Origin of the sequence: Nocardia sp. NPDC006044 (assembly GCF_042871115.1) — a bacterium.
Lineage (GTDB): Bacteria > Actinomycetota > Actinomycetes > Mycobacteriales > Mycobacteriaceae > Nocardia.
This window is the reverse complement of record NZ_JBIAID010000001.1, coordinates 1,062,155-1,084,797: the sequence shown is the minus strand read 5'-3', so window position 1 is coordinate 1,084,797 and position 22,643 is coordinate 1,062,155. Positions and strand designations below refer to the sequence as shown.

Sequence of the window (22,643 nt, the reverse complement as noted above, 5' to 3'; positions counted from 1 at the left end):
GTGGTGGGGAGGACGCGTGGTGAAGTCGACGGGAACAGGTTCTGGCCTGCGCGGTGTGCTGCGCGGCACGGCCCTGGTCGCACTGCTCGGCCTGACCTCGTGCGCTCTGCTCCCCGGCGATCACGACAAGACCGATCGGCCCGCGGTCATCGTGGACACCGCCGGATCGTTCCGGCCCGGCCTGTCGGTGTCCATCCCCGACTCGCTGGCCGCCGACTTCACCCAGCTGCAACCCACCCTGGCCGGCCAGGTCGGCCTGGCTATCATGCCGGTCGGCGGCGGCCGGATGACCATCTTCGGCGACTGGACCAGCGGCATCGCCTGGTCCACGATCAAGGTCCCGCTGGCCATCGCGGCGCTGCGGCACGACTCGGACATGAGCATCTTCGAGGACGCCGAGGCCGCCATCACGGTCTCGGACAACGATGCGGCCGAAGAACTCTGGCAGTCGCTCGGCGACGGTCTGCAGGCCGCGCAGGCGGTGCAGGACGTGCTCGACGAGGGCGGCGACTCCACCACCGGGGTGGCCGGTCCGCGAACCAAGTTGGACTACACGGCTTTCGGGCAGACCGAATGGACCCTGGCCAACCAGGTGCGCTTCGCCTCCCGGCTGCCTTGCCTGCCACAGACTTTCAAGGTCACCGAACTGATGTCGGAGATCACGCCCGACCAGTCCTGGGGGCTGGGCACTTTGGCGGGCTCCGCGTTCAAGGGCGGCTGGGGACCGGACGACGACACCGGCATCTATACGGTCCGGCAGTTCGGTGTGGTGCCGACGCAGTCCGGCATGGTCGCCGTCGCCCTGGCGGCGCAGGCCGATTCGGGCACCTACGACGACGCCACCGCCATCCTGACCCGGATGGCCGTGCTGCTCGGCCGGCATCTGAGCGAGCTGCGCGGCGGAACCTGCTCGCACTGACCGGGTTTCAGCCCGGCGTGACCAGCCCGGACTCGTAGGCCAGCACCACCGCTTGCGCGCGGTCGCGCAGGTTCAGTTTCGAAAAAACCTTGGAGACATGCGTTTTCACGGTCTGCTCGGCGACGAACAGCGATTCCGCGATCTCGGTGTTGGACATGCCCTTCGCGATCAACTCCAGGACCTCGCGCTCGCGCGGCGTCAGCGTGGCCAGCGCGGGCGCGGGCTTGGCCCGGGCGGCGGAGCGGCGGCGGGTGACATCGGCGATGAGCCGGCGGGTGACCGTCGGAGCGAGCAGCGCCTGCCCGTCGGCAACCACGCGGACCGCGCGCACCAGTTCCTCGGCGGGCGCGTCCTTCAGCAGGAAGCCGCTCGCGCCCAGGCTCAGCGCCTCGTACACGTAATCGTCGATGTCGAACGTGGTGAGCATGAGCACCCGCACCGGCGGGTCGAACCCGGCGGCCAGGATGAGCCGTGCCGCGTCGAGCCCGTTCATCTCCGGCATCCGCACGTCCATCAGGACCACGTCCGGCCGCAGCCGCTTGGCCTCGGCCACCGCCGACTTGCCGTCCGGCGCGTCCCCCACCACGCTGATGTCGGGCTGGGCGGCGAGCAGGGCGCCGAAGCCCTGCCGTACCATCGCCTGGTCATCGGCGATCAACACGGTTATTGCCACGGACCTACCCTAAGGGGGCCTGCGCCCGCACAGCGAGACGGCTCAGTTACCGGCTTGACCCAGCAGCGCGGGGTCGAGGGTCACCGACTGGCTCAGCGGAATCCGCGCGTGCACCTCGAAGCCGCCGTCGGCGCTCGGGCCCGCGGTCAGCTCGCCGCCGACCGCCAGCGCCCTGGCCTGCATGCCCGCGATGCCGTGCCCGCCGTTGCCGACCGGGCGCGCGACCGTGGCGGTGGCGTCGTTGCGGACGATCAGCTCCACGATCGGCCCGACCCGCAGATGCACCTGGACCGCGGCCTCCGGCGCGTGCCGTGACGCGTTCGACAGCGACTCCTGGGTGATCCGGAACAGCGCGAGGCCCGCGGCGTCGGGCACGGTCTCCAGTTGGCCGTCGATCGTCCAGGCGATCCGCACACCGGCGCGCAGCGCGCCCTCGAACAGGGCCGGCACGTCGACGGCCTTGGGCTGCGGCGCGTGCTCGGGCGCCTGACCGTCGCTGCGCAGCACGCCCAGCATGCCCCGGATCTCGTTGAGCGCCTCCCGGGCGGTGGCGCCGATGGACTCGAATTCCGCACGGGCAGCCGGGGTTACGCCCTCGACCCGATAGGGGGCGGTCTGGGCCTGCACCACGACCAGCGACATGTGGTGCGCCACCACGTCGTGCAGGTCGCGGGCGATGCGGGCCTTCTCCTCCAGGATCGCCCGGCGGGCCCGCTCGACCTCGGTCACCTCTTCCTGCTGCACCAACTGCTTGCGCGACTGCACCAGCCAGCGCACCAGCAGGCCGAACAGCACCACCGCGCCGAGCGCGATCGGCCAGCCCCACACCGAGCCCGCGCCCTCGCTCACCATCGTGGTGCCGAGCAGCAGCGAGGTCGCGGCCCAGGCGACGCCGATGATCGGCACCGTCGCGCGGACCGCCACCGCGAGCAACAGCACGAACAGCGACAGGATGTGCACGACCTGGATCGGCATGTCGTTGTTCGGCTGGTGCGCGATCGCCAGCGAGATCAGCAGGCCCGAACCGGCCGAGATCGCCCAGCCGAGCGCCGGATTGATCCGCACCAGCAGGACCGGGAACGCGGCGAGCGCGGCGATGAACGGCTGCACCGCGCCCGGCACCGCGTGGGTGAGGTGCAGGGTCGGCCAGGCCACCGCGAAGAAGATGAGGGCGACCGTCACCGTCAACGCGTCGAACCACATCCGCCCGTTCATCCGCTTTCTCAGGGCACGGCTTCGCTGCTTCATACCTACGACCCTAGAAAGTCCAGCGTGCTGCCACGTCATACCCCTGGGTGATTTCCGACCCCGTACCCAGGTCCGAGGCCGTGACCCGGGTCCCCCGGCGGCGTGGCCACCGAAACCGGTCCTCGGCGTGAGGCCCGCGAGCGAGGCGGCTTCCTAGCGTCTAGATCATGAGCACACCGACCAACGCAGGACTCGCGACGGCGCGGTCCGCACAGGCCGCAGGCGCCCCCGTTTCTCCCTCCGCCCCAATCGGTTCCGGTACCCGGCGAGCCGCCGCGCTGACCGCCGCCGCGCTGACCACCATGGCGGCCACCGTCTTCCTGGCGCCCGCGCCGCACGCCGCCGCCGCGAGCGCGCCGGTGCCGGTCGAGAGCGCCATGGCCGGCGCGGCGGTCACCGAACTGACCTCGGGCGGGCCGGGCTCGCTCACCGCGATCCCGGACGACTTCGCGGCACAGTTCGGTTACCGGCCGAGCCTGCTCGACGGTCTGGTGGTGAATCCGCAGGGTGACTGCTCGTCACCGGTGACGCTGCCGGCCGAGTTCGAGACCGCGTGCAAGGCGCACGACCTGGGCTACGACCTGCTGCGCTACGCCGAGCAGCGCGGCGAGCCGCTCGGGGCGTGGGCGCGGCAGGCGCTGGACAGCACCCTCGATCGGCACCTGCACGAGTCGTGCGACAGCCGGGTCGATCCGTTCTCCCGGGCGCGGTGCAACGCCATGGCTGCCATCGCGAGCACGTTCGTCGATCTGAATTCGCGGCGGCAGGGTTACGGGGCGCCGGTGGTCGAGTCGGGATTCGGTGTGGCCGAGGTGGATTCGTCGAACAGCTGGAAGCTGCTCGGAGTGCTCGGTGCGGGGCTGGCCGGGCTCGGGGCGGTGCTGACGGTGCGGAACAAGAAACGCGAGCCGAACGGTGCGGCGCAGGTGAATTCGACTGGGATACCGGGGGTTGCGCGATGACCAGCACACTGCCGAGAACTCGACGGATCGAAGCCGGTGAGTTCGGGTTCGACGATCTACGATCGCGAACCTCATTGCGGGAGGGAAGAACTCGCTGGAGCCGCATCGGCACGGCGGCATCCACTGCGGCGCACCGCGTCGGGTGGCCGCGCGTCGGGACGACGATGGCGATCGGGGTCGGCACGCTGGCGTCGTTGTCGCCAGGGCTGCTGCCGCGGACTCCTGGTGCCCAGGCGATTCTGACCGCGTTGCTGGTGGCGCTCGCGTTGGGCGTTGCGGGGATGGTTCGATTCGTGTTGCGGCGCCGGGGTTTCGACATCAATCGGCGGCTGCCTCGGGTTCGCCTGCCGTTGCTGGGTGTGATGTCGGCACTGATCGCCGGCGCGGCGACGCTGGCCGGGCATTGGCAGAACCTGCTGCGGGCGGCGATGAGCACGGCGCCGATCGGGGCCGGCTACTGGCTGCGGTGGCTGATCGAGGCGGTGCTGATTGTCGGCGTGCTGGTGGGGATCACCCGCGGAGCGGGCTGGGCGCTGCGCAAGCTGGGTTGGGCGCGTGGGGTTTCGCTGGCCGTAGCGATGTCCGGGTTTCTGTACCTGGTCGCCGCGCCCGCGGTGGTCGGGTGGCGGCAGGCGACCTATGCCGGCGCCAATGCGACGCTGGATCCGGCGCTGACGCAACCGGTCTCGGCGGCCACGTCGGGTAGTGCGGCATCGGCGGTGAGCTGGTCCTCGCTCGGCGCGGAGGGACGCAAGTTCGTGAGCGGGGCGGGACCGGCTCGCGTCTACGTCGGCGTGGATTCGGCGCCGGACCTGGAGTCCCGGGTCGCGCTGGCCGTTCGGGAGCTGGAACGCTCCGGCGCCTTCGAGCGGTCGAACCTCGTGGTGATGGTGCCGACGGGTTCGGGATGGATCGACAGCAATGCCGTGCGCGGGTTCGATCGACGTTTCGGCGGCGACGTCGCCCTGGTCGGCCTGCAATACTCCTACGCGCCGAGCTGGGTGACCTTCGTTTTCGGCCGCGACCAAGCCGTCGACGCCGCCCGCGCGCTGTTCACCGCCGTCGAGAACCGGATCCGCACCCTCGACCACAAGCCCCAGCTGTACCTCTACGGGCAGAGCCTCGGTGCGATCGGCGGCAGCTCGGTATTCGCCGACGACGCGGACCAGGACCGCCGCACCTGCGCCGCCCTCTGGGCCGGACCGCCGGCCGGCCGGGTGCATCACGCCGGCGCGACCGTGCTGGCCAACAGCTCGGACCCGGTGGTGCACTGGTCCCCCGCCCTGCTGTGGCGTGCGCCCGACCTGACCGGCACCCGGCCGGATGCGCCACGCCCCCAATGGCTTCCGGTGCTCAGCTTCGTGCAGACGACCGCCGATCTGCTCGCCGCGCTCGACGCGCCCGCCGGCCACGGCCACCGCTACGGCACCGACCAGGGCACCGCGCTGGGCACGTGCTGACCGCGATGCCACATAGAACATGTTCTAATTGCCCATGGCCTTTGTCATCGACGCCACCGTGGACATCGACGCACCCGCCGACCTGGTCTGGCAGGTGATCACCGACTTCCCCCGCTACGGCGAGTGGAACCCCTTCGTCAGCGAATGCCGCAGCTCGCTGGTCCCCGGCGAGCCGATCGACATGGTCGTCAACCTCGGCCCGCGTCCGCGCCGCCAACGCGAATTCATCCGCTCGCACACCCCGGGCCACGAACTGAGCTATTCGATGAAGCCGGTCCCCCTCGGCACCCTGCACAGCCTGCGCTCCCACACCCTCACCCCACTCGGCGACAACCGCACCCGCTACGAGTCCCACTTCGAACTAGACGGCTGGCTGCGCCCCGTAGTGGTCGCGCTACTCGGCAAACACCTTCAACGCGGATTCGCGGGCATGACCGCAGGCGTCAAGAAACAAGCCGAGTCACTACACGTCAGCTGACCCCAACACGGGTCTGGACCGCCTTCATCCGCCGGTCGTGCCCATCGAAATGGAGTGAGGCCGCGCAGGAATTGGGGACCTGAACGTCCCGACGATAACCGCACCGATGACCGGAGCGGTGGAGTCGGCCGGCTCCAACTGCTCGGTCGTGGTCAGGGGCGCAGGTGGGCCAGGGCGGCGTCGAGGGCCGCGTCGGCGTACGCGTCGGTGAGGCCGCCGAGACCTAGGGACCAGCGGGATTGGATGGGGCCGAGTAGTAGGTCGGTGGCGAGTTCGAGGTCTAGGTCGGGGCGGAGTTCGCCGGATTGCACTGCGGCGCCGAGGCGTTCGGCGATGGCGGCGCGTTGCGGGAGCAGGAGCCGTTCGCGGTAGGCGGCGCCGATCTCGGGGTCCTGCTGGATTTCGATGTAGATCGCGCGGAGGAACGATTCGAAGCCGGAGTCGGTGAGTGCGGCGACCGAGCCGCGGAGCAGCAGACGCAGGTCGGCCGCGATGTCGCCGGTGTTCGGCAGCGCGAGACCGTCGGGGCCGGAGTCGAGTTCGAGCATCGCGTCGAAGACGACGGCACCCTTGGACGGCCACCAGCGGTAGATAGTCTGCTTACCGACGCCGGCTCGGGCGGCGATCGCCTCGACGCTCAGCTTTCCGTAGGGCAGCTCGCGGATCAGCTCGGCGGTGGCGGCGAGAATCGCGGCGCGCGCGCGTTCGCTGCGACGGAGAGTGCTGGGGGTGTCTGGCATGTGGTCAGCGTAACACCAGCGAGACGAACCGTCTCGTCTTGACATCGTGCGGGCGACCTGACATTCTTTCGAGACGAGACGGAGCGTCTCGCGACGAAAGGATCACTTCCATGACCAGAACTTGGTTCATCACCGGCGCCAACCGCGGACTCGGCCGGGCCTTCACTCGGGCCGCGCTCGCCGAGGGTGACCGCGTCGTCGCGACCGCTCGCGACCCGCATTCCATGGCCGACCTCACCGACGAGCGACTCACCGTGCTGCCGTTGGACGTTCGCGACCGCGACGGCGTAACCGCCACCGTGGACAAAGCTTTCGCGCTGATGGGCACCATCGACGTGATCGTGAACAACGCGGGCTACGGCCTGGTCGGCGCGATCGAGGAACTCACCGAGGCGCAGATCCGCGACCAGATGGACACCAACTTCTATGGTGCGCTGTGGGTTTCCCAGGCGGCCGTGCCGCATCTGCGCGCCCAGGGCTCCGGGCACATCGTGCAGATCTCGACCGTCGGCGCGGTCGGCAGTCTTCCGCTGTTCGGCCTGTACAACGCGAGCAAATGGGCGCTGGAAGGCTTCAGCGCCTCGCTCGCCGACGAGCTGCGACCGTTCGGCATCTCGGTCACCCTCGCCCAGATGGGCGGTTTCGACACCGACTGGGCGAAGACCAGCATGAAGTTCGGCAGCGGACTGCCCGCCTACGAGCAGGTGCGCACCGGAATTCTCGGCATGCCGGACTACCCGGACCCGAGCGCGCCGCCGCCGGCCACCGACTACGAATCCGAATGGAAGGAGGCCGCTCCCGAGGTCGGCGCCGCCGGGCTGATCGCGCTGGTGAACGACCCGAACCCGCCCGTACGCAAGATCATCGGCCCCGGCGCGCACCAGATGGTCGCCATGGCGTTGGACCAGCGCCGCCTGGACTACCTGAAGGACCCCGAATTCACCTGGCCCGCCTGAAGTCTGGGCAGGTCCGGCATTTCGGCACGCCTTCGCAGACCCACCTCCCCCTTCACACAGGCCACAACAGGCGGAAGGCTGTGCGAAGCCCCGAGGCGGTCTGCGAAGGCACGCTCTACGCGGCCGCCCGCGACCTCACCCGACCGCCTGAAGCTTCGGGGTCCCGACAGGTTCGAAAACCGCCTTCACAGGCCTACCTCGCCTTTCACACAGCCCACAACAGGTGAAGGCTGTGCGAAGCCCCGAGGCGATCTGCGAAGTTGCGTTATCTCGCCGATCGGTTCGATGAGCGTTCGGCTGAACTCCAGGGCTCGGCTCAACCCGGGGCGCGGCTCAACCGCACGCCCCCGCCTGGCCTCACACACTGGCCAGCTAGCTGACCGGTGTGCGAAGTTCCAAGCGGGGGTGCGGAGTTCGATCCGTCAGGCGATGGCGCCGCGGGCGGCTTCGTACGCCGCGCCGACGCGGTACAGGCGGTCGTCGGCGAGGGCGGGGGCCATGATCTGGAAGCCGACCGGGAGACCGTCGTCCTTGCTCAGCCCGGACGGGACCGACATCGCGGGGTGACCGGCGAGGTTGGTGGGCAGGGTGCAGAGGTCGGACAGGTACATGGCCAGCGGGTCGTCGACCTTCTCGCCCAGCTTCCACGGGGTGAACGGGCTGGTCGGCGAGACCAGCACGTCGACCTGCTCGTAAGCCTGGTCGAAGTCGCGGGCGATCAGCGTGCGGACCTTCAGCGCCTGACCGTAGTACGCGTCGTAGTAACCGGCGGACAGCGCGTAGGTGCCGATCATGATGCGGCGCTTGACTTCCGGGCCGAATCCGGCGGCGCGGGTGGCCGCCATGACCTGCTCGGCGCTGTGCTGCCCGTCGTCGCCGACCCGCAGGCCGTACCGCATCGCGTCGAAGCGCGCCAGGTTCGACGACACCTCGGACGGCATCACCAGGTAGTAGGCCGACAGCGCGTATTCGAAGTGCGGACAAGACACTTCGATCACCTCGGCGCCGAGTTCCTTCAGCACCGCGACCGCGGCGTCGAAGGATTCGAGCACGCCCGGCTGGTAGCTGTCGGAGTGAAGTTCCTTCACCACACCGACCTTCACCCCGCTGAGGTCGCCCTTGGCGCCTTCGCGGGCCGCGGCGACGACCGGAGCGACCGGCACGTCGCGCGAGGTGGAGTCGCGCGGGTCGTACCCGGCGATCACCTCGTGCAGCAGCGCGGTGTCCAGCACCGTCCGCCCGCACGGGCCGCCCTGATCCAGCGAGGACGCGCAGGCGACCAGGCCGTAGCGGGAGACCGTGCCGTAGGTCGGCTTGGTGCCGACGGTCGCGGTCACCGCGGCGGGCTGGCGGATCGAGCCGCCGGTGTCGGTGCCGATGGCCAGCGGCGCCTGGTGCGAGGCCAGCGCGGCCGCCGAACCGCCGCCGGAACCGCCCGGGATGCGGGTGGTGTCCCACGGGTTGCGGGTCGGGCCGTAGGCCGAGTTCTCGGTGGACGAACCCATGGCGAACTCGTCCATGTTGGTCTTGCCCAGGATCGGGATGCCCGCCGCGCGCAACCGGGTGGTCAGCGTCGCGTCGTAGGGCGAGACCCAGCCTTCGAGGATCTTCGACCCGCAGGTGGTCGGCATGTCCGTGGTGGTGAAAACGTCCTTGAGCGCCAACGGAACTCCGGCCAGCGGCGACGCGGGCGCGGCGCCGGCGGCGAGCGCGGAATCCACCGCGGCCGCGGCCTCGAGCGCCTGCTCCTGCGAGACGTGCAGGAACGCGTGGTACTCGCCGTCGACCTCGGCGATCCGATCCAGATGCGCCCGGGTGACCTCGACCGAGGACACCTCGCCGCCGTGGATCTTCTCGGCCAGTTCGGCCGCGGACAGCGTGGTCAGGTCGTCGCTCATTGGGACTCTCCCAGGATCTGCGGAACCACGAACTTCTGCTCCTCGGCCGCCGGGGCGCCGGACAGCGCCTGCTCCGGGGTCAGGCAGGGCACGACCACGTCGGGCCGGGTCACGTTCGTCGTCGGATTCGGCGACGCGGTGGCCGGGACATCGGCGGCGGCGACCTCGGAAATGGTCCGCACGTGGCTCAGGATCGAATCCAGCTGACCGGCGAACTGATCCAGTTCGGCATCGGACAGCGCGAGCCGGGACAGCCGGGCGAGGTGTGCTACCTCGTCACGGGAGATGGCGGGCACCGCGGGACCCCTTTCGGCTTCGGTTTCAACAGTTCACATCGTGTTCCGGCAACGCCATTGCGTACCGGCCACGCAACCCGTACAGCCTAGCCACCGGCCACCGCGCGACACCGACCGCCCATGCCTCGGTCCACGGGCATCCCGTCGCGCGGGCCGCAAATGCGATCCCGGTGATCCGATTCTCGATCCGGCGCGCGCTGCCCGCGCGCAACAGCGCGATATCCGCCGCTACTCGGCTGCTCAGCGCGAGCGTGCCGCAGGGACACAAAGGAATACAGCGATCCGGTCGAACATCGCATATCGGGCGCGGCCCGGCCACAACAGCGCGACACCCGCCGCTCGTGTCGGAGGGCGGCGGTAGGCTGAGCGTGCCGCGCATGACGCCGATTCGGGTCGATCCGGTTCGACGACACGGTTTCCCAACTAGCTCGACACGCCGTACTGTCACGAAATCGCCGCGTGGCGTACATCACTGGCCGTACTTCGAGTCGATTACCGGGGCGCGGGGGTGTAAGTATTGCGTGACCCGGGTATCCGTTGAGAGCCTCGGCCGCCCTAGGAAAGGAACGCACGTGTCGTATCTGCTCCGCGTGCAACTTCCGGATCGACCGGGAAGCCTCGGTGCCCTCGCGCTCGCACTCGGCTCCGTCGGCGCCGACATCCTCTCGTTGGACGTGGTGGAACGCGGCGCCGGCTTCGCCGTCGACGACCTCGTCGTCGAGGTGCCGCAGGGCGCACTGCCCGACACCCTGATCACCGCGGCCGAGTCGATCGGCGATGTGCGCGTCGACTCCATCCGCCCGTACTCCGGCGTGCTGGACACCCACCGCGAACTCGAACTGATCGACCAGGTCGCCAGCGCCAAGGACGACCGATTACAGGTGCTCGTCGACGGCGTGCCCCGGGTGCTGCGCGTCGGCTGGAGCACCATCATCGACATGGGCCCGCAGGGTGCCTACCGTGTGGTCGGCAGCCCCAGTGCGCCGGAGACACAAGCGGGTTCGGCGCCCTGGATGCCGCTGGAGAAGCCCGCCATCCTCGACCCCGAATCCGACTGGGTCCCCGAGATCTGGCGCGACATGGACACCAAGCTCGCCGCCGCCCCGCTCGGCAACACCGGCAAGGTCCTGTTGCTCGGCCGCCCCGGCGGCCCCGACTTCCGCCCGTCCGAGGTGGCCCGCCTCGGCTACCTCGCCGGAATCGTCGCCACCGTCCTCGGCTGACATTCGCCAAAGGCCCACGCGCAGAACGAGACACACCGGAAACGGACGCCCCGCCGCCTCCAACACCCAGCCCCGTCAGCCAACGGGATCTGCCAGCGGAGGCGAGCAGCCGCACCTTCACGTCCCACCCACCGACAACCCTCGACCACCAACGGAAATAGCAGCAGGAACGTCAAACACCCCCGCCCTGTCCCGTTCGGCAGCGGCTCTCACGGCCAATGGGACCTGACAGCGGGAAAGTACGAGTAACCACAACCTCACGTCCCGCTCAGCGGCAATGCTTGCCACGAAGGGGGGATGAGGTTGAAGTGGCCAGGTTCTGGTGTCCAGTTCGGCAACAACTCTCACGGCCGACAGGGCAAGGTCGAGGGGAGCGCGCGCGGCGGAACAGCCCTAGCGACCGCCTGTATCCCGTTCATCGGCAGCCCATTCGACGGTGTCCCTTACCGCCAACGGGACATGAGGGCGGGAAAGTACGAGTAGCCGCACGCTCATGTCCCGGTCGACGCTGACCCTCTCGGTTAGGGGAGGGGGGTTAGGTGGTGAGGTCTAGGCGGAGGACGGTGAGGAGTTCGCCGGCGGGGGTGTGCCAGTCGCGGGTGGGGACGGGGGTGAAGCCGAGGCGGTCGTAGATGCGGCGGGCGTCGGTCATGGCGGGCATGGTGGTGAGGGCTACGGCGTGGAAGCCTTCGGTTTTGGCGATGTCGATCACGGTGCGTACCAAGGCGGTTCCCGCGCCGAGACCGCGGGCGGCCTTCGAGACGGCGAGCATGCGGAACTCGAGTTCGCCGGGGAGCGCGATCTCCGCGTAGGGGGTGCCGGGGCGGGCGACGGTGAGGGATCCGACGATCCGCCCGGCATGCGTGGCCACCAGGAGTTGCGCGGACGCGCCGCGATGCTCGGTGTCGGCGAGTTCGGCCGCGTACGGGGTGTCGGCGCGGACGAAGCCCTCCCCGACATAGACGTCCACGGTGAGCTCGCTGATCGCCGCGTACTCGGATGGCTCGGCCGTCCGAATGATCAGTCCCACGTTCTCGCCACCGACACCGGCATTCGCATCCATACCAGGCATCGTGCCATCCGGCGTAGAACGGTCTACGTCACACACGCCTTCGTCCGCCACCTCGCCGCCGGCCGGCCGGCCCTGATCCTCGCCACGAAATGCGCGACGCACCTACCGGTCAGGAGCCGAGACCGGGCCGTGCGCCGGGATCCACGATCTGCCAGCGTTCCGGTTTGCCCGCGGGGTAGGCGATGGTGAGGAGATCGCCGATCGCCGGCCACGCGCTCACGTCCCAGGCGAAGCGTCCGTAGACGACGGCACCCTGCACGGTCGGCCCGGTCACGTTGCCGGTGATGGTCACGAACTGCTCGCCGACGGCGTCGTCCGGCCGCGGGCTCACACCCGTGACGTAGAGCGTGCCGGTCTCCCCCGGCGTGGAACGGAAGCCGCCGCGGCCGCGCAGATAGACCGCGACCACCCCGGCTACGGCGAGGACCATGATCAGCAGCATTCCGAACTCCAGCATGGCCCCCATGCTATTGCGCCCGGCCATGCCGAACCCGCAGCTATACCGTGGCGAGTTCGCTCGTGCCGTGATCGGTGCGGCGAACCTGCCAGACCGCGCTGCGGGTCCGCGCGGAACGCCCGTTGCCCCGATCGATCAGCGCGCGGTTGTTGGTCGTGTAGATCAATTGTGCGCCTCGGGAATTGGTCTCCGGATTCTGGAACAGCTGGATCAGGCGATCGGTCTCCTCGGCGGGCAGATGCGCGCCGATGTCGTCGATCGCGAGGACGCGGCCGGAGTCGAGCGCGTCCATCATGGTCGGCAGCACACGCAGCAGCGACTGGGTCGCGGTGGATTCGTCGGTGATGTCGAACGGATTGGCAATGCCGTCGTGCACCAGGCCGAGGCCGACGCCGCGGCGAGCCACCATGCGCGCGTACAGGGCGTCCCTGGCCGCCTTCATGTTGGTCAGTTCACGCTCCAGCAGCACGGGGGTGAAACCGTTCTCCCGCAACATCCGGTCGGCGAAGTCGGGCGAGGTGGCGCACAGTTCGATCTGCTTGCCGAGCGCGGCGATGTCGGCGTCCAGGTCGCGCAGGTAGTCCGCGTACATCGGGTCGTTCTCGGCGATGAGCAGATCGGTGATGCCGAGTTCGGCGGTGCGCAGCAGCATGAGCAGGCGCGCGGCGTTCTCCGGGGAGCGGGAGAGGTGACCGCCCAGCCGGTGTGCGATGGCGGCCGGATCGGCGGGGCCGAGTTGCACCTCCAGCATCGACTCGAACCAGCGGTAGGCGGGCACCAGCGCGTCGGCGTACATCTGCCCGGCGAGGCTGAGCAGCAACGCATTCGGCCGCACCAGCGGCACCAGCGCGGCGATCCCGTAGCGGGCGGCCTCGAACATCGGGCCGATCTTGATCTGTTCGCCGTTGCGCTCGAACACGATTCGCTTACGCGAGCGGGGTTGCGTGTAGAGCCACTCGGCGGTCACGTCGGCGTTGTCGAGCCGGAAGCCGTAGGTGTAGGGCACGCCCTCGGCGACGAAGCCGGCCACGAATTCCGAAGGGCGGTCCGGGAATCCGAGGTGCGGCGACCTGGCCGGCCCGGCATAGGGATCCCAGCCGGTCACCGAATGCAGCACCGCGTCACGCATCTGCGCGAGCGCGTCGATCAGGTTCGTCTTGCCCGCCGCGGCCGAACCGTGGATCGCGGTCACCGGCACCGCCACCTGTCCCCCGCCCTTGGTCAGCCGTAGTTCCTGCTCCTCGGCCAGCGATCTGTGATTCGTCACCTGAAAACTGCGCAGCATCCCGCCATCCTGTCGTCCCGGTCGCCATGCCGCGACAGCAGGGCGGGCCGATCACCCCGGAGGGAATTGATAGCCGATACGCATAGCGCGAGCGTGAACCGGTGGTGCGGGCAGATCGTCCGACAAAGACCCTGGTTACGGGTTAGCATGCTGGACGCCACGACTTGTTCGTGTGCCGTTCTTGCTGCAAACGTTCGAAACTGATGGGTAACGATATGACGGTTCGTCGTCTGGTAATCCGAAGCTCCATCGCCGGCGCCATCGCCCTGGGGTCGGTCGTGGCGGTCGCACCGCATGCCGCCGCCGAGACCTGCGCCGACGGTTCCGCGCGCATCTTCTTCTCCAACGCCGAACCCCGCTGTCAGACGGGGACCGCGACCTACACCGCCGAGACGATCTCCAAAGTGTGCTCGATGACGGGCGCCGACGTGGTCGCCGAGGCCGGCTACCTGAACTACAAGAAGAAGATCGTCACCACCCGGCACGAGTTGAGCAACGGAACCTGCGGGCGGTTCGACATCGTGGGGCAGCAGAGCGCCACCGTGTCCGTCACCCCGAACTGACCGCCGCGGCGCCTCTTTCGTCCCGCCGCGCGACTGCCCGAGGACCTGCGGGGCTCACAGCCCGCGCAGGAGCAGTGCGCTGTCGCCGAACTCGTGCCACAGGTACCCGGTGTCCAGCGCCGCCGCATACGCCTCGTGAACGGTGGCCTCGCCGGCCACGGCGACCAGCAGATCCAGATGTGACGCACCCGGTGCGTGCCAGCCGGTGATCAGCCCGTCGACCACGTGCGCCGGGCGTTCGCTGCCGAGTACCAGCTCGGTCCAACCGTGCGCGGCGTGCACCCGGCCGGACTCGTCGGCCGCGGTTTCCAGAGCGCGAGTGACCGTGGTGCCGACCGCGATAACGCGTTTGCCCGCCGCCTTCGCGTCGTTCACCGTACGGGCGGTCGAGTCCGAGACCGTGAAGCGTTCGGGGCTCGGCGGTTCGCCCGCCTCCGGTGAGGAGACCCCGGTGTGCAGGGTGATCGGCGCGATGGCGACGCCCGCCGCGATCAGGTCCAGAACCAGGCGTTCGGTGAACGGCCTTGCCGCGCTCGGCATTTCCGCGCTGCCGGGGATGCGGCCGAAGACCGTCGAGTAGTACGACGCGGACCAGCGTTGCGGCACATAGGAATAGGTGATCGGGTAGCCGTAAACGTCCAGCAGGCAACGCGGGTCGGTGGTGACGTCGACGATCCACAACCGGCGGGCTCCGGCCAGCCATGGCGCGCGGAGCGTGGCTCGTGCGCCCTCCGGTAGCTGGATGACCATTCCGGACGAAAGCTGTTCCGCGGGAAACGGAGTGCGCGAGGTCGTCCGGACTTCTACCACCCAGCCGCCGTCGTCCAGCCAGGTCGCGAAGTGCAGCGCGATCGGCGTGCCGGCCATCCGGCCGTCGACCGCCGCGGCGAGGGTCGCCGAATTGTTCACCACCACAAGGTCGCCCGGTGTCAGGTGACGCGGCAGTTCGCGGAACTGCGCGTGCGTGAGCCGGTCTCCGGCGACGAGTAACCGGACCTCGTCGCGGGCGAGACCGCGCGCCTCCGCCGGGGCGACGGCATTGCGTTCGGGCGGCAGGGTGAAGGCGGGCTGCGCCAGCGTGACCGTCATGAGGCGTGCCCCACCGCGAAATCGGCTGCGGCATAACGCGCGTTCTTGGGTTTCTCCTCGAGCAACCGCAGCAGCGCGGGCACCACCGTGTCGGGTTCGGGCCGGTCGGAGATGTCGTGACCGGGGAACGCGGCCTGGTGCATCTCGGTGCGCATGTCGCCGGGATCGAACGCGTAGATCGACCGGTCAGGGTGCTCGGCACCGAGGATCGCGGTGAGCTGATCGAGCGCGGCCTTGGACGAGCCGTAGCCGCCCCATTCGGGATACGACTCGATCGCGGCGTCGGAGCTGATGTTCACCACACTGCCGCCGGGCGCCAGCAGCGGCAGGGCGAACTGCATGACCGCGAGCGGGGCGAGGACGTTCGTGCGGTAGACCAGCTCCAGTTCGTCGAGCGGGTAGTCGGCGAGACGGACGAGCGGACTGGGACCGAGCCGGCTCGCGTTGTTCACAACCAGCGCGAGTTCTCCCGCGCTGCTCGCTGTTTCGGCGAGCAGCGCGCGGTGGGCCGGATCGGTCACGTCGCCGGGGACCGGGATGAACGCGGCGCCCAGCTCCTCGGCCGCCCGCGCCAGTCGTTCGGCGCGGCGGCCGGTGCCGATCACTCGCCATCCGCGTCGGACGAGTGCGCGACTGAGCGCCAACCCGAATCCGGCGGACGCGCCGGTGATCAGTGCGGTGGGACGAGCCATGGGAACCTCCTGGTAGTTGCCTACCCGCTCATCCTCATACCTGAAGTGAAGTTCAGGTCAAGCGTTGTTCGCGTCCGCGTCGGCCGTCGCGGGCGTCACCGCCTCCGGCCCGGACTCCAGCAGCAGCCGGAATCCGTCCTCGTCGAGGATCGGCACGCCGAGCTCCTCCGCCTTCGCGGCCTTCGTGCCCGGCGAGTCACCGATCACCACGAAGGCCGTCTTCTTCGACACCGACCCCGCGGCCTTGCCGCCGCGGATCAGGATCGCCTCCTTGGCGCCGTCGCGGGAGAACCCCTCCAGCGAGCCGGTCACCACGATGGACAGACCTTCGAGGTTGCGCTCGATGGACTCGTCGCGTTCGTCGGCCATCCGCACGCCGGCGTCGCGCCACTTGTCCACGATCTCGTGATGCCAGTTGACGGTGAACCATTCCGCGACCGCGGCGGCGATGGTGGGGCCGACGCCGTCCGCCGCGGCGAGTTCTTCGACCGAGGCGTTCTGGATCCGGTCGAGGCTGCCGAATTCGCGGGCCAGGACGCGGGCCGCGGTGGGGCCGACGTGCCGGATGGACAGCGCGACCAGCACCCGCCACAGCGGCCGGTTCTTCGCCGTGTTCAGGTTTTCCAGCAGCCGCTTGCCGTTGGCGGACAGCTCACCGTCCTTGTTCACGAACAGCGTGGTGGTCAGCAGGGTCGCCTCGTCGAGGTCGAACAGGTCGCCCTCGTCGGTGATCGCGTTCGACTTCAGCAGGTCGTTGGCGGCCTCGTAGCCGAGCGACTCGATGTCGAACGCGCCCCGACCGGCGACGTGGAACACCCGCTCCCGCAGCTGGGCCGGACAGAACTGCTGGTTGGGACAGCGGATATCGGCGTCGCCCTCCTTCTGCGGCGCCAATTCGGTACCGCATTCCGGGCAATGCGTCGGCATCACGAATTCGCGCTCGTCGCCGGTGCGGGCGTCGACCACCGGCCCGAGCACCTCCGGGATCACGTCGCCGGCCTTGCGGATGGTGACCGTGTCACCGATCAGCACGCCCTTGCGCTTGACCTCGGAGGCGTTGTGCAGGGTGGCCATCGAGACGGTCGAGCCGGCGATGGTGACCGGTTCCATCACCGCGAACGGGGTGACCCGGCCGGTGCGGCCGACGTTCACCTCGATGTTCAGCAGCTTGGTGGTGGCCTCCTCGGGCGGGTACTTGTAGGCGATCGCCCAGCGCGGGGCCCGCGAGGTGGAGCCGAGGCGCCGCTGCAACGCCATCTCGTCGACCTTGATCACCTGGCCGTCGATCTCGTGCTCGATATCGTGGCGGTGCACGCCCCAGTACTCGACGCGCTCGATGACCGCGTCGATGCCCTGCACCAGCTTGGTGTGCTCGGACACCGGCAGGCCCCAGGCGGCCAGCGCGCGGTAGGCCTCGTGCTGCGAGGCCGGCGCGTACCCCTCGATTCGGCCGAAGCCGTGGCAGATCATCCGTAACCGGCGGCGCGCGGTGACCGACGGATCCTTCTGCCGCAGCGAGCCTGCCGCGGTGTTGCGCGGATTGGCGTACGGCGGTTTGCCCTCGGCCACGATCGAGGCGTTGAGCGTCTCGAAATCCTCCAGCCGCATGTACGCCTCGCCGCGCACCTCGAGCAGGGTCGGCACGGGGAACTCGTCGGTCGGCGTCAGCTCGCCGGGGATGTCGTCGATGGTGCGCGCGTTGAGCGTGACGTCCTCACCGGTCCGCCCGTCGCCGCGGGTGGCGCCGCGCACCAGCCGCCCGTTCTCGTAGACCAGGTTCAGCGCGACCCCGTCGATCTTCACCTCGCACAGATAATGCAGGTCGGGGCCGGTCTCGGCCTCGACCCGGCCGGCCCAGGCGCGCAGCTCGTCGAAATCGAACACGTTGTCCAGCGACAACATCCGCTCGAGATGATCGACCGCGGTGAAGTCCGTCGCGAACCCGCCGCCGACCAGCTGCGTCGGCGAATCCGGGGTGAGCAGGTCGGGATGCTCCTCCTCCATCGCCTGCAACCGGCGCAGCAACGTGTCGAACTCACCGTCGGTGATGATCGGTGCGTCCCGCACGTAATACCGGAACTGATGCTCGCGCACCTCGTCCGCCAGCCGCTGCCACTCGACGCGCTGCTCCGCCGTAGCCGCCGCCACCGCGCCCGCTTCACTGTTCACCGCACCGCTGTCGCTCACCCAACGCACATTAGCCGAGCCCACCGACATCTCCCGGCAGTGTTACCGCACGTCGCCGCACTGATCGCGAGGCCGGCCGAGCTGGTCGGCCGACCGGCGGGACGCGAACGTCAGGCGGGGGCCGAGGGCTCGGCGAAGGTGAGTGAGTCGGGGTCTTCGGCGTAGGCGCGGGCCACTTCGGTGGCCAGGGAGAGCGCTTTGCGGGCCCATGGGAGCGGGGTGGAGCCCAGACCGCAGGCGGGGGTTACCAGGGTTTGGTTGGCAAGGGTGCGGCGGGGGAAGCCCAGGCGGTCGATGAGGCGGACGCCGGGTTCGGCTATGTCACGCCAGCTCGGTGGGGCGCTGGGCGCGGTGGTGGGGACCAGGCCGAGGAGGAGGTGTTTGCCGGTGTCGAGGAGTTCGCCGACGCTGTCGAGGTCGCGGGTGGCGATAGTGGCGAGGTCGAAACCGATTGCGGCGGCAGCACTTTTGCGCAGGAAGGCGAGCGCGGGCGATTCGGCGCAGCTGTGCACGAGAACCGGGGCGGACTGGGTGGCGATGACCCGGTCCAGGATAGTGAGGGCCTCGGGTTCGGGCAGCGCGCGGACGCTGTCGAGCATGCTGACGGCGCTCAGGGAGCCCTCGAGGACGGCGGTGAGGGACGGTTCGTCCAGTTGCAGAAGGACTTCCGCGCCGAGTCGCCGGCGCACCTCCGCGACGTAGGTCACCATTCCCTCGGCGAGGGATTCCGAAAGATCGCGCAGCGCACCGGGATCGGTGAGCACCACGTGCCCGTTGGGCAGTTCGACCTGCGCGGCGAGCGTCAGCGGACCGGCTACCTGCAGCTTGATCGGGCGGCCGGAGCCTGCCGAACCCGCTGTCTCCCAGGCTTCTTCGAGCGCGTCGAGGTCGCCGCGGAGCAGATCGCGGGCCCGCCGGGACACTCCCCCCGGCCGCGGCGCGAGCCGGTATCCGCGCGTCGTGGTGTCGAACCGCATGTCGACCAGCAGCGCCGACATCCGCCCGATCATGTCCGAACCGGGCCCGCGACCCGGAAGTTCCACCAGGTGCGGCAGATCCGGCAGTTCACCCAGAATGGTGGTGGCGGCCTCGCGGGCGTCGGCGCCCGGCCAGGAGCCGACGCCGGTCGCGATACCACCGCGCAATCCGCTCACCGGCCGGTCCGCTGCGTCGATTTCTGTGCCTTTCGCGTTGTGATACACCCGTTGTCAGCTTCCATCGATCGATCGTGGTGCGCGCACCCGGAGCCCGGTTGCGGTCTGATCAGTGTGCGCGGCAGGCGGATTCGCCGACCGGCGCGAGCCGGCGGGACAGTCGGTTCCGGGTAACCCTCGCACATCGAGGCGAAGGACGAGCTCACCGCGTGGCAGCAGACTCCGCGTCACTGCCGACGGCCGCACCGCCGGAGCCACCGGTCCCGGAGATGGTTCCGCTGCCGATCACCAAGTCGCCCAGCTCATCCGGCCGGTACAGCACCACCGCCTGGCCGCGCGCGACACCGGTCAACGGCTCGCGCAGCCGGACGATCAGCCCGTCGCCGACCGCCTCGGCCACCGCGGCAGCCATGCCGCCGTGCGCCCGAACCTGCGCGACACACTCGATCGGCCCGTCCGGCGTGACACCGGAGGTCCAGATCGCGCGCTCCGCCTCGACGGTCCACACCTGCAGGTCCTCGACCGAGCCGACCCGGACGGTCCCGGAATCGGGATCGATCCCGGTCACGTACCGGGGCTTTCCGTCCGCGGCCGGTCCCGGCAGCCCGAGCCCCTTGCGCTGACCGATCGTGAACCCGTGCACGCCTTCGTGATCCGCGAGTTTATGTCCGTCGGCGTCGACCACGGCGCCCGGCCGGATGCCGATCTTCGCACCGAGGAACGCCTGGGTGTCCCCGGACGGAATGAAACAGATGTCGTGGCTGTCCGGCTTGTTCGCGACGGCCAGCCCGCGCTCGGCGGCCTCCTCGCGAATCCGCGGCTTCGGGGTGTCTCCGACCGGGAACATGGCGCGCGCGAGCTGCTGCGCGTTCAGCACGGCGAGCACGTAGGACTGGTCCTTGTCGGCGTCGACGGCCCGGCGCAGCACGCCGTCGTCGAGCCGCGCGTAGTGCCCGGTGACCACGGCGTCGAAGCCGAGCGCGAGCGCGCGATCGGCCAGCGCGGAGAACTTGATCTTCTCGTTGCAGCGCAGGCACGGGTTCGGCGTCTCACCGGCCGCGTAGGCGGCGACGAAATCGTCGATCACGTCTTCCTTGAACCGGTCGGCGAAATCCCAGACGTAGAACGGGATCCCGAGCACGTCGGCGGCTCGCCTGGCGTCGCCCGCGTCCTCCTTGGAACAGCAACCACGCGACCCGGTACGCAATGTGCCCGGCGACGCGGACAGCGCGAGATGCACGCCCACCACCTCGTGACCAGCGTCGACAGCACGTGCCGCCGCCACCGCCGAATCAACACCACCACTCATCGCGGCGAGTACTCGCATCAAACACCTCCCTTCGCACCGGCCAGACCCGCGGCCCTGGCCCGATCCACAACCTGGGGCAAGACCGCCAGCAACGCGTCCACATCGGCACGAGTCGAGGTGTGCCCCAACGAAAAACGCAGCGAACCGCGGGCCTGCCACGGTTCGACACCCATCGCGATCAACACGTGGCTCGGCGACGCGACGCCCGCGGTGCAGGCCGAACCGGTCGAACACTCGATCCCCGCCGCGTCCAGCAGCATCAGCAGCGAATCGCCTTCGCAGCCGGGGAAAGTGAAGTGCACGTTGCCGGGCAGTCGCCGATCGCCGGGCGCGCCGTTGAGCACCGCCTCCGGCGCGATCGCCAGCACGCCGTCGATCAGCGCGTCCCGCAACGCGGTCAATTCCGGGGTGCGCGTGGGCAATTCGGCGGCCGTCTGATGCAACGCGGTGGCGAGTCCGACCACGGACGCGGTATCCGAAGTGCCGGAACGCAGGTCGCGTTCGTGACCGCCGCCGTGCAGCAGCGGCACACACGGCACCTGCCGCCCGAGCAGCAGCACGCCGACGCCGTGCGGCCCACCGACCTTGTGCCCGGCGAAGCTGGCCGCGGACAACCCGCTCGCGGCGAAGTCGATCGGCAGCTGCGCCGCGGCCTGAATCGCGTCGCTGTGCATGGGCACACCGAATTCCTGTGCCAGGGCGGCCAATTCACCGATCGGCTGAATGCTGCCGACCTCGTTGTTGGCCCACATGATGGATACCAGCGCGACGTCATCGGGGCCGTCCGACAGCGCGGCCCGCAACGCACGGGGGGAGACCACGCCCTCGGCATCGACCGGCAGCCAGGTCACCCGGGCGCCCTCGTGCTGCTCGAGCCATTCGACCGTGTCGATCACCGCGTGATGCTCGACCGAACTGACGATGATCCGGGTCCGGCGCGGGTCGGCGTCGCGACGCGCCCAGTAGATGCCCTTGACCGCCAGATTGTCGCTCTCGGTCCCGCCGGAGGTGAAAATGACCTCCGAGGGCCGGGCGCCCAGATCGGCGGCGATCGACTCGCGCGCCTCCTCCAGCGTCCGCCGGGCGATCCGACCGGAACCGTGCAGCGACGACGCGTTGCCGGTGACCCCGAGCGCAGCCGTCATCGCCTCGATCGCGGCAGGCAACATCGGTGTGGTGGCCGCATGATCGAGGTAGACCGTATGGGCCGCCGCACCGTGGACCGGACCCGAGAAACCCGCCTTCATGACCGAATAAGCCTATCCCAGCGTTGACCTGCGCATCTTGGGGGTGCCCCCGCGTTGCCTTCGATTTGTCTTCGATTCACCCACGATGCGCAACCCGACGACCGGCCGCCGATATTCCCGCCACCGGCGCGTCCCCGCGCTCGGCCGCCGTGTTCCGGGACCGGTCGCTCGCGTCGCGGTGCGCCTTGCGCGGGACCGCAGTGCGCGACCGACATCTCCCTGGATTGAGACCTGCGTCTCGTTTCCGCCGCCGCCCGGAATCGCTGTCACACCCGGGCAGCCTGCGTCGTCAACCCAGCAACCACGCAGACACGCTGCGGAAAGAACAAAGGAACTCCAATGAACGTGGCTTACTACATCGTCGGTGTGCTCGCTGCCCTGTGGATCGGCTTCTCGGGTTACTCGCTGGCCGCACAGAAGCAGTTCGTCGTCGAGCCGCTCCAGCAGTACGGGGTGCCGAAGGCGTGGTGGAACTGGCTGGCGCTGGCCAAGTCGGCCGGTGCGCTGGGACTGATCGTGGGCTTCTTCATCCCGGCCATCGGCGTCGCCGCGGCGGTCTGCCTGATCGCCTACTTCCTCGGTGCCTCGGCCACCGCCATCCGGGCTCGCTCGTACCAGACCGCCATCTTCCCGGTGCTGTACCTGGTCCCGGCCGCCGCGACCCTCGCCCTGCAACTCGCCCGGTAAACGCGGGCCGCTCGGCCAACAGCCGCAGGCAATCGCCTGCGGCTGTTC

At 69.5% G+C, this 22,643-nt stretch carries 22 protein-coding genes; 8 read left to right on the top strand and 14 right to left on the bottom strand.

Annotated elements, in window-relative coordinates; all coding sequences use genetic code 11:
- Positions 1-16 precede the first annotated feature (16 nt).
- The gene (locus ACFYO1_RS05030; protein ID WP_387227300.1) at positions 17-919 is read left to right on the top strand and encodes a hypothetical protein; all 903 of its coding nucleotides are present in this window, start codon (positions 17-19) and stop codon (positions 917-919) included.
- A 7-nt stretch (positions 920-926) separates the two neighbouring features.
- On the opposite strand, the gene ACFYO1_RS05025 is transcribed toward ACFYO1_RS05030, so the two are convergent.
- Together ACFYO1_RS05025 and ACFYO1_RS05020 are read right to left on the bottom strand one after the other, a co-directional pair.
- Positions 927-1,592, bottom strand: a complete 666-nt coding sequence (locus ACFYO1_RS05025; RefSeq protein WP_387227298.1) for a response regulator — start codon at positions 1,590-1,592, stop codon at positions 927-929.
- 42 nt (positions 1,593-1,634) lie between these two features.
- Positions 1,635-2,840, bottom strand: a complete 1,206-nt coding sequence (locus ACFYO1_RS05020; RefSeq protein ID WP_387227296.1) for a sensor histidine kinase — start codon at positions 2,838-2,840, stop codon at positions 1,635-1,637.
- Between the two features lie 167 nt (positions 2,841-3,007).
- On the opposite strand from ACFYO1_RS05020, the gene ACFYO1_RS05015 reads away from it, so the two are divergent.
- The 3 genes from ACFYO1_RS05015 to ACFYO1_RS05005 all read left to right on the top strand — a co-directional run bounded on the left by ACFYO1_RS05015 (position 3,008) and on the right by ACFYO1_RS05005 (position 5,740).
- Positions 3,008-3,802, top strand: a complete 795-nt coding sequence (locus ACFYO1_RS05015) for a hypothetical protein (protein WP_387227295.1) — start codon at positions 3,008-3,010, stop codon at positions 3,800-3,802.
- Positions 3,803-3,966: 164 nt separating this feature from the next.
- Positions 3,967-5,262 (top strand): alpha/beta-hydrolase family protein, encoded by a 1,296-nt coding sequence (locus tag ACFYO1_RS05010; RefSeq protein WP_387227293.1) that lies wholly within the window; start codon positions 3,967-3,969, stop codon positions 5,260-5,262.
- Positions 5,263-5,296: 34 nt separating this feature from the next.
- A complete protein-coding gene (locus ACFYO1_RS05005; protein WP_387227291.1) occupies positions 5,297-5,740 on the top strand; it encodes an SRPBCC family protein in 444 nt (147 codons plus the stop codon).
- A gap of 152 nt (positions 5,741-5,892) precedes the next feature.
- On the opposite strand, the gene ACFYO1_RS05000 is transcribed toward ACFYO1_RS05005, so the two are convergent.
- On the bottom strand, positions 5,893-6,480 hold the full coding sequence (locus tag ACFYO1_RS05000) for a TetR/AcrR family transcriptional regulator (protein ID WP_387227288.1): 588 nt from the start codon (positions 6,478-6,480) through the stop codon (positions 5,893-5,895).
- A 110-nt stretch (positions 6,481-6,590) separates the two neighbouring features.
- On the opposite strand from ACFYO1_RS05000, the gene ACFYO1_RS04995 reads away from it, so the two are divergent.
- Complete coding sequence (locus ACFYO1_RS04995) at positions 6,591-7,436, top strand: SDR family NAD(P)-dependent oxidoreductase (RefSeq protein ID WP_387227286.1); 846 nt, start codon at positions 6,591-6,593, stop codon at positions 7,434-7,436.
- Between the two features lie 422 nt (positions 7,437-7,858).
- On the opposite strand, the gene gatA is transcribed toward ACFYO1_RS04995, so the two are convergent.
- Positions 7,859-9,334, bottom strand: a complete 1,476-nt coding sequence (gene gatA / locus ACFYO1_RS04990) for an Asp-tRNA(Asn)/Glu-tRNA(Gln) amidotransferase subunit GatA (protein WP_387227285.1) — start codon at positions 9,332-9,334, stop codon at positions 7,859-7,861.
- Positions 9,331-9,630 (bottom strand): Asp-tRNA(Asn)/Glu-tRNA(Gln) amidotransferase subunit GatC, encoded by a 300-nt coding sequence (gene gatC / locus ACFYO1_RS04985; RefSeq protein WP_378719791.1) that lies wholly within the window; start codon positions 9,628-9,630, stop codon positions 9,331-9,333. The genes gatA and gatC overlap by 4 nt, the downstream gene beginning before the upstream one ends.
- A 572-nt stretch (positions 9,631-10,202) precedes the next feature.
- On the opposite strand from gatC, the gene ACFYO1_RS04980 reads away from it, so the two are divergent.
- Entirely contained in the window at positions 10,203-10,853 is a 651-nt protein-coding gene (locus tag ACFYO1_RS04980; protein WP_379287915.1) for an amino acid-binding protein, read from the top strand.
- A 535-nt stretch (positions 10,854-11,388) separates the two neighbouring features.
- Here the strand turns inward: ACFYO1_RS04980 and ACFYO1_RS04975 are convergent.
- The 3 genes from ACFYO1_RS04975 to ACFYO1_RS04965 all read right to left on the bottom strand — a co-directional run bounded on the left by ACFYO1_RS04975 (position 11,389) and on the right by ACFYO1_RS04965 (position 13,667).
- Entirely contained in the window at positions 11,389-11,916 is a 528-nt protein-coding gene (locus tag ACFYO1_RS04975; protein WP_387227282.1) for a GNAT family N-acetyltransferase, read from the bottom strand.
- A gap of 118 nt (positions 11,917-12,034) precedes the next feature.
- Positions 12,035-12,382: a hypothetical protein gene (locus ACFYO1_RS04970; protein ID WP_387227279.1), complete on the bottom strand. Its 348-nt coding sequence runs from the start codon at positions 12,380-12,382 to the stop codon at positions 12,035-12,037.
- Positions 12,383-12,422: 40 nt separating this feature from the next.
- A complete protein-coding gene (locus tag ACFYO1_RS04965; RefSeq protein WP_387227276.1) occupies positions 12,423-13,667 on the bottom strand; it encodes an ATP/GTP-binding protein in 1,245 nt (414 codons plus the stop codon).
- 215 nt (positions 13,668-13,882) lie between these two features.
- Between ACFYO1_RS04965 and ACFYO1_RS04960 the strand changes: the two genes are divergently transcribed.
- Positions 13,883-14,230: a hypothetical protein gene (locus ACFYO1_RS04960; protein WP_387227274.1), complete on the top strand. Its 348-nt coding sequence runs from the start codon at positions 13,883-13,885 to the stop codon at positions 14,228-14,230.
- A 54-nt stretch (positions 14,231-14,284) separates the two neighbouring features.
- On the opposite strand, the gene ACFYO1_RS04955 is transcribed toward ACFYO1_RS04960, so the two are convergent.
- The 6 genes from ACFYO1_RS04955 to ACFYO1_RS04930 form a co-directional block, all read right to left on the bottom strand.
- Positions 14,285-15,319: an S-adenosylmethionine:tRNA ribosyltransferase-isomerase gene (locus tag ACFYO1_RS04955; protein ID WP_387227272.1), complete on the bottom strand. Its 1,035-nt coding sequence runs from the start codon at positions 15,317-15,319 to the stop codon at positions 14,285-14,287.
- Complete coding sequence (locus tag ACFYO1_RS04950) at positions 15,316-16,011, bottom strand: SDR family NAD(P)-dependent oxidoreductase (RefSeq protein WP_387227270.1); 696 nt, start codon at positions 16,009-16,011, stop codon at positions 15,316-15,318. The genes ACFYO1_RS04955 and ACFYO1_RS04950 overlap by 4 nt, the downstream gene beginning before the upstream one ends.
- Before the next feature lie 57 nt (positions 16,012-16,068).
- Complete coding sequence (gene ligA, locus ACFYO1_RS04945; protein WP_387227268.1) at positions 16,069-18,198, bottom strand: NAD-dependent DNA ligase LigA; 2,130 nt, start codon at positions 18,196-18,198, stop codon at positions 16,069-16,071.
- A gap of 110 nt (positions 18,199-18,308) precedes the next feature.
- On the bottom strand, positions 18,309-19,343 hold the full coding sequence (locus ACFYO1_RS04940; protein ID WP_387231685.1) for a methionine synthase: 1,035 nt from the start codon (positions 19,341-19,343) through the stop codon (positions 18,309-18,311).
- A 211-nt stretch (positions 19,344-19,554) separates the two neighbouring features.
- On the bottom strand, positions 19,555-20,679 hold the full coding sequence (gene mnmA / locus ACFYO1_RS04935) for a tRNA 2-thiouridine(34) synthase MnmA (protein WP_387227266.1): 1,125 nt from the start codon (positions 20,677-20,679) through the stop codon (positions 19,555-19,557).
- Positions 20,679-21,908 carry a cysteine desulfurase family protein gene (locus ACFYO1_RS04930; RefSeq protein WP_387227264.1) on the bottom strand — a complete coding sequence of 410 codons (1,230 nt, stop codon included), beginning with the start codon at positions 21,906-21,908 and terminating at the stop codon, positions 20,679-20,681. Before ACFYO1_RS04930 ends, mnmA begins: the two co-directional genes overlap by 1 nt.
- 339 nt (positions 21,909-22,247) lie before the next feature.
- Between ACFYO1_RS04930 and ACFYO1_RS04925 the strand changes: the two genes are divergently transcribed.
- Positions 22,248-22,595 carry a DoxX family protein gene (locus tag ACFYO1_RS04925; RefSeq protein WP_387227262.1) on the top strand — a complete coding sequence of 116 codons (348 nt, stop codon included), beginning with the start codon at positions 22,248-22,250 and terminating at the stop codon, positions 22,593-22,595.
- The last annotated feature ends 48 nt before the right edge of the window (positions 22,596-22,643 follow it).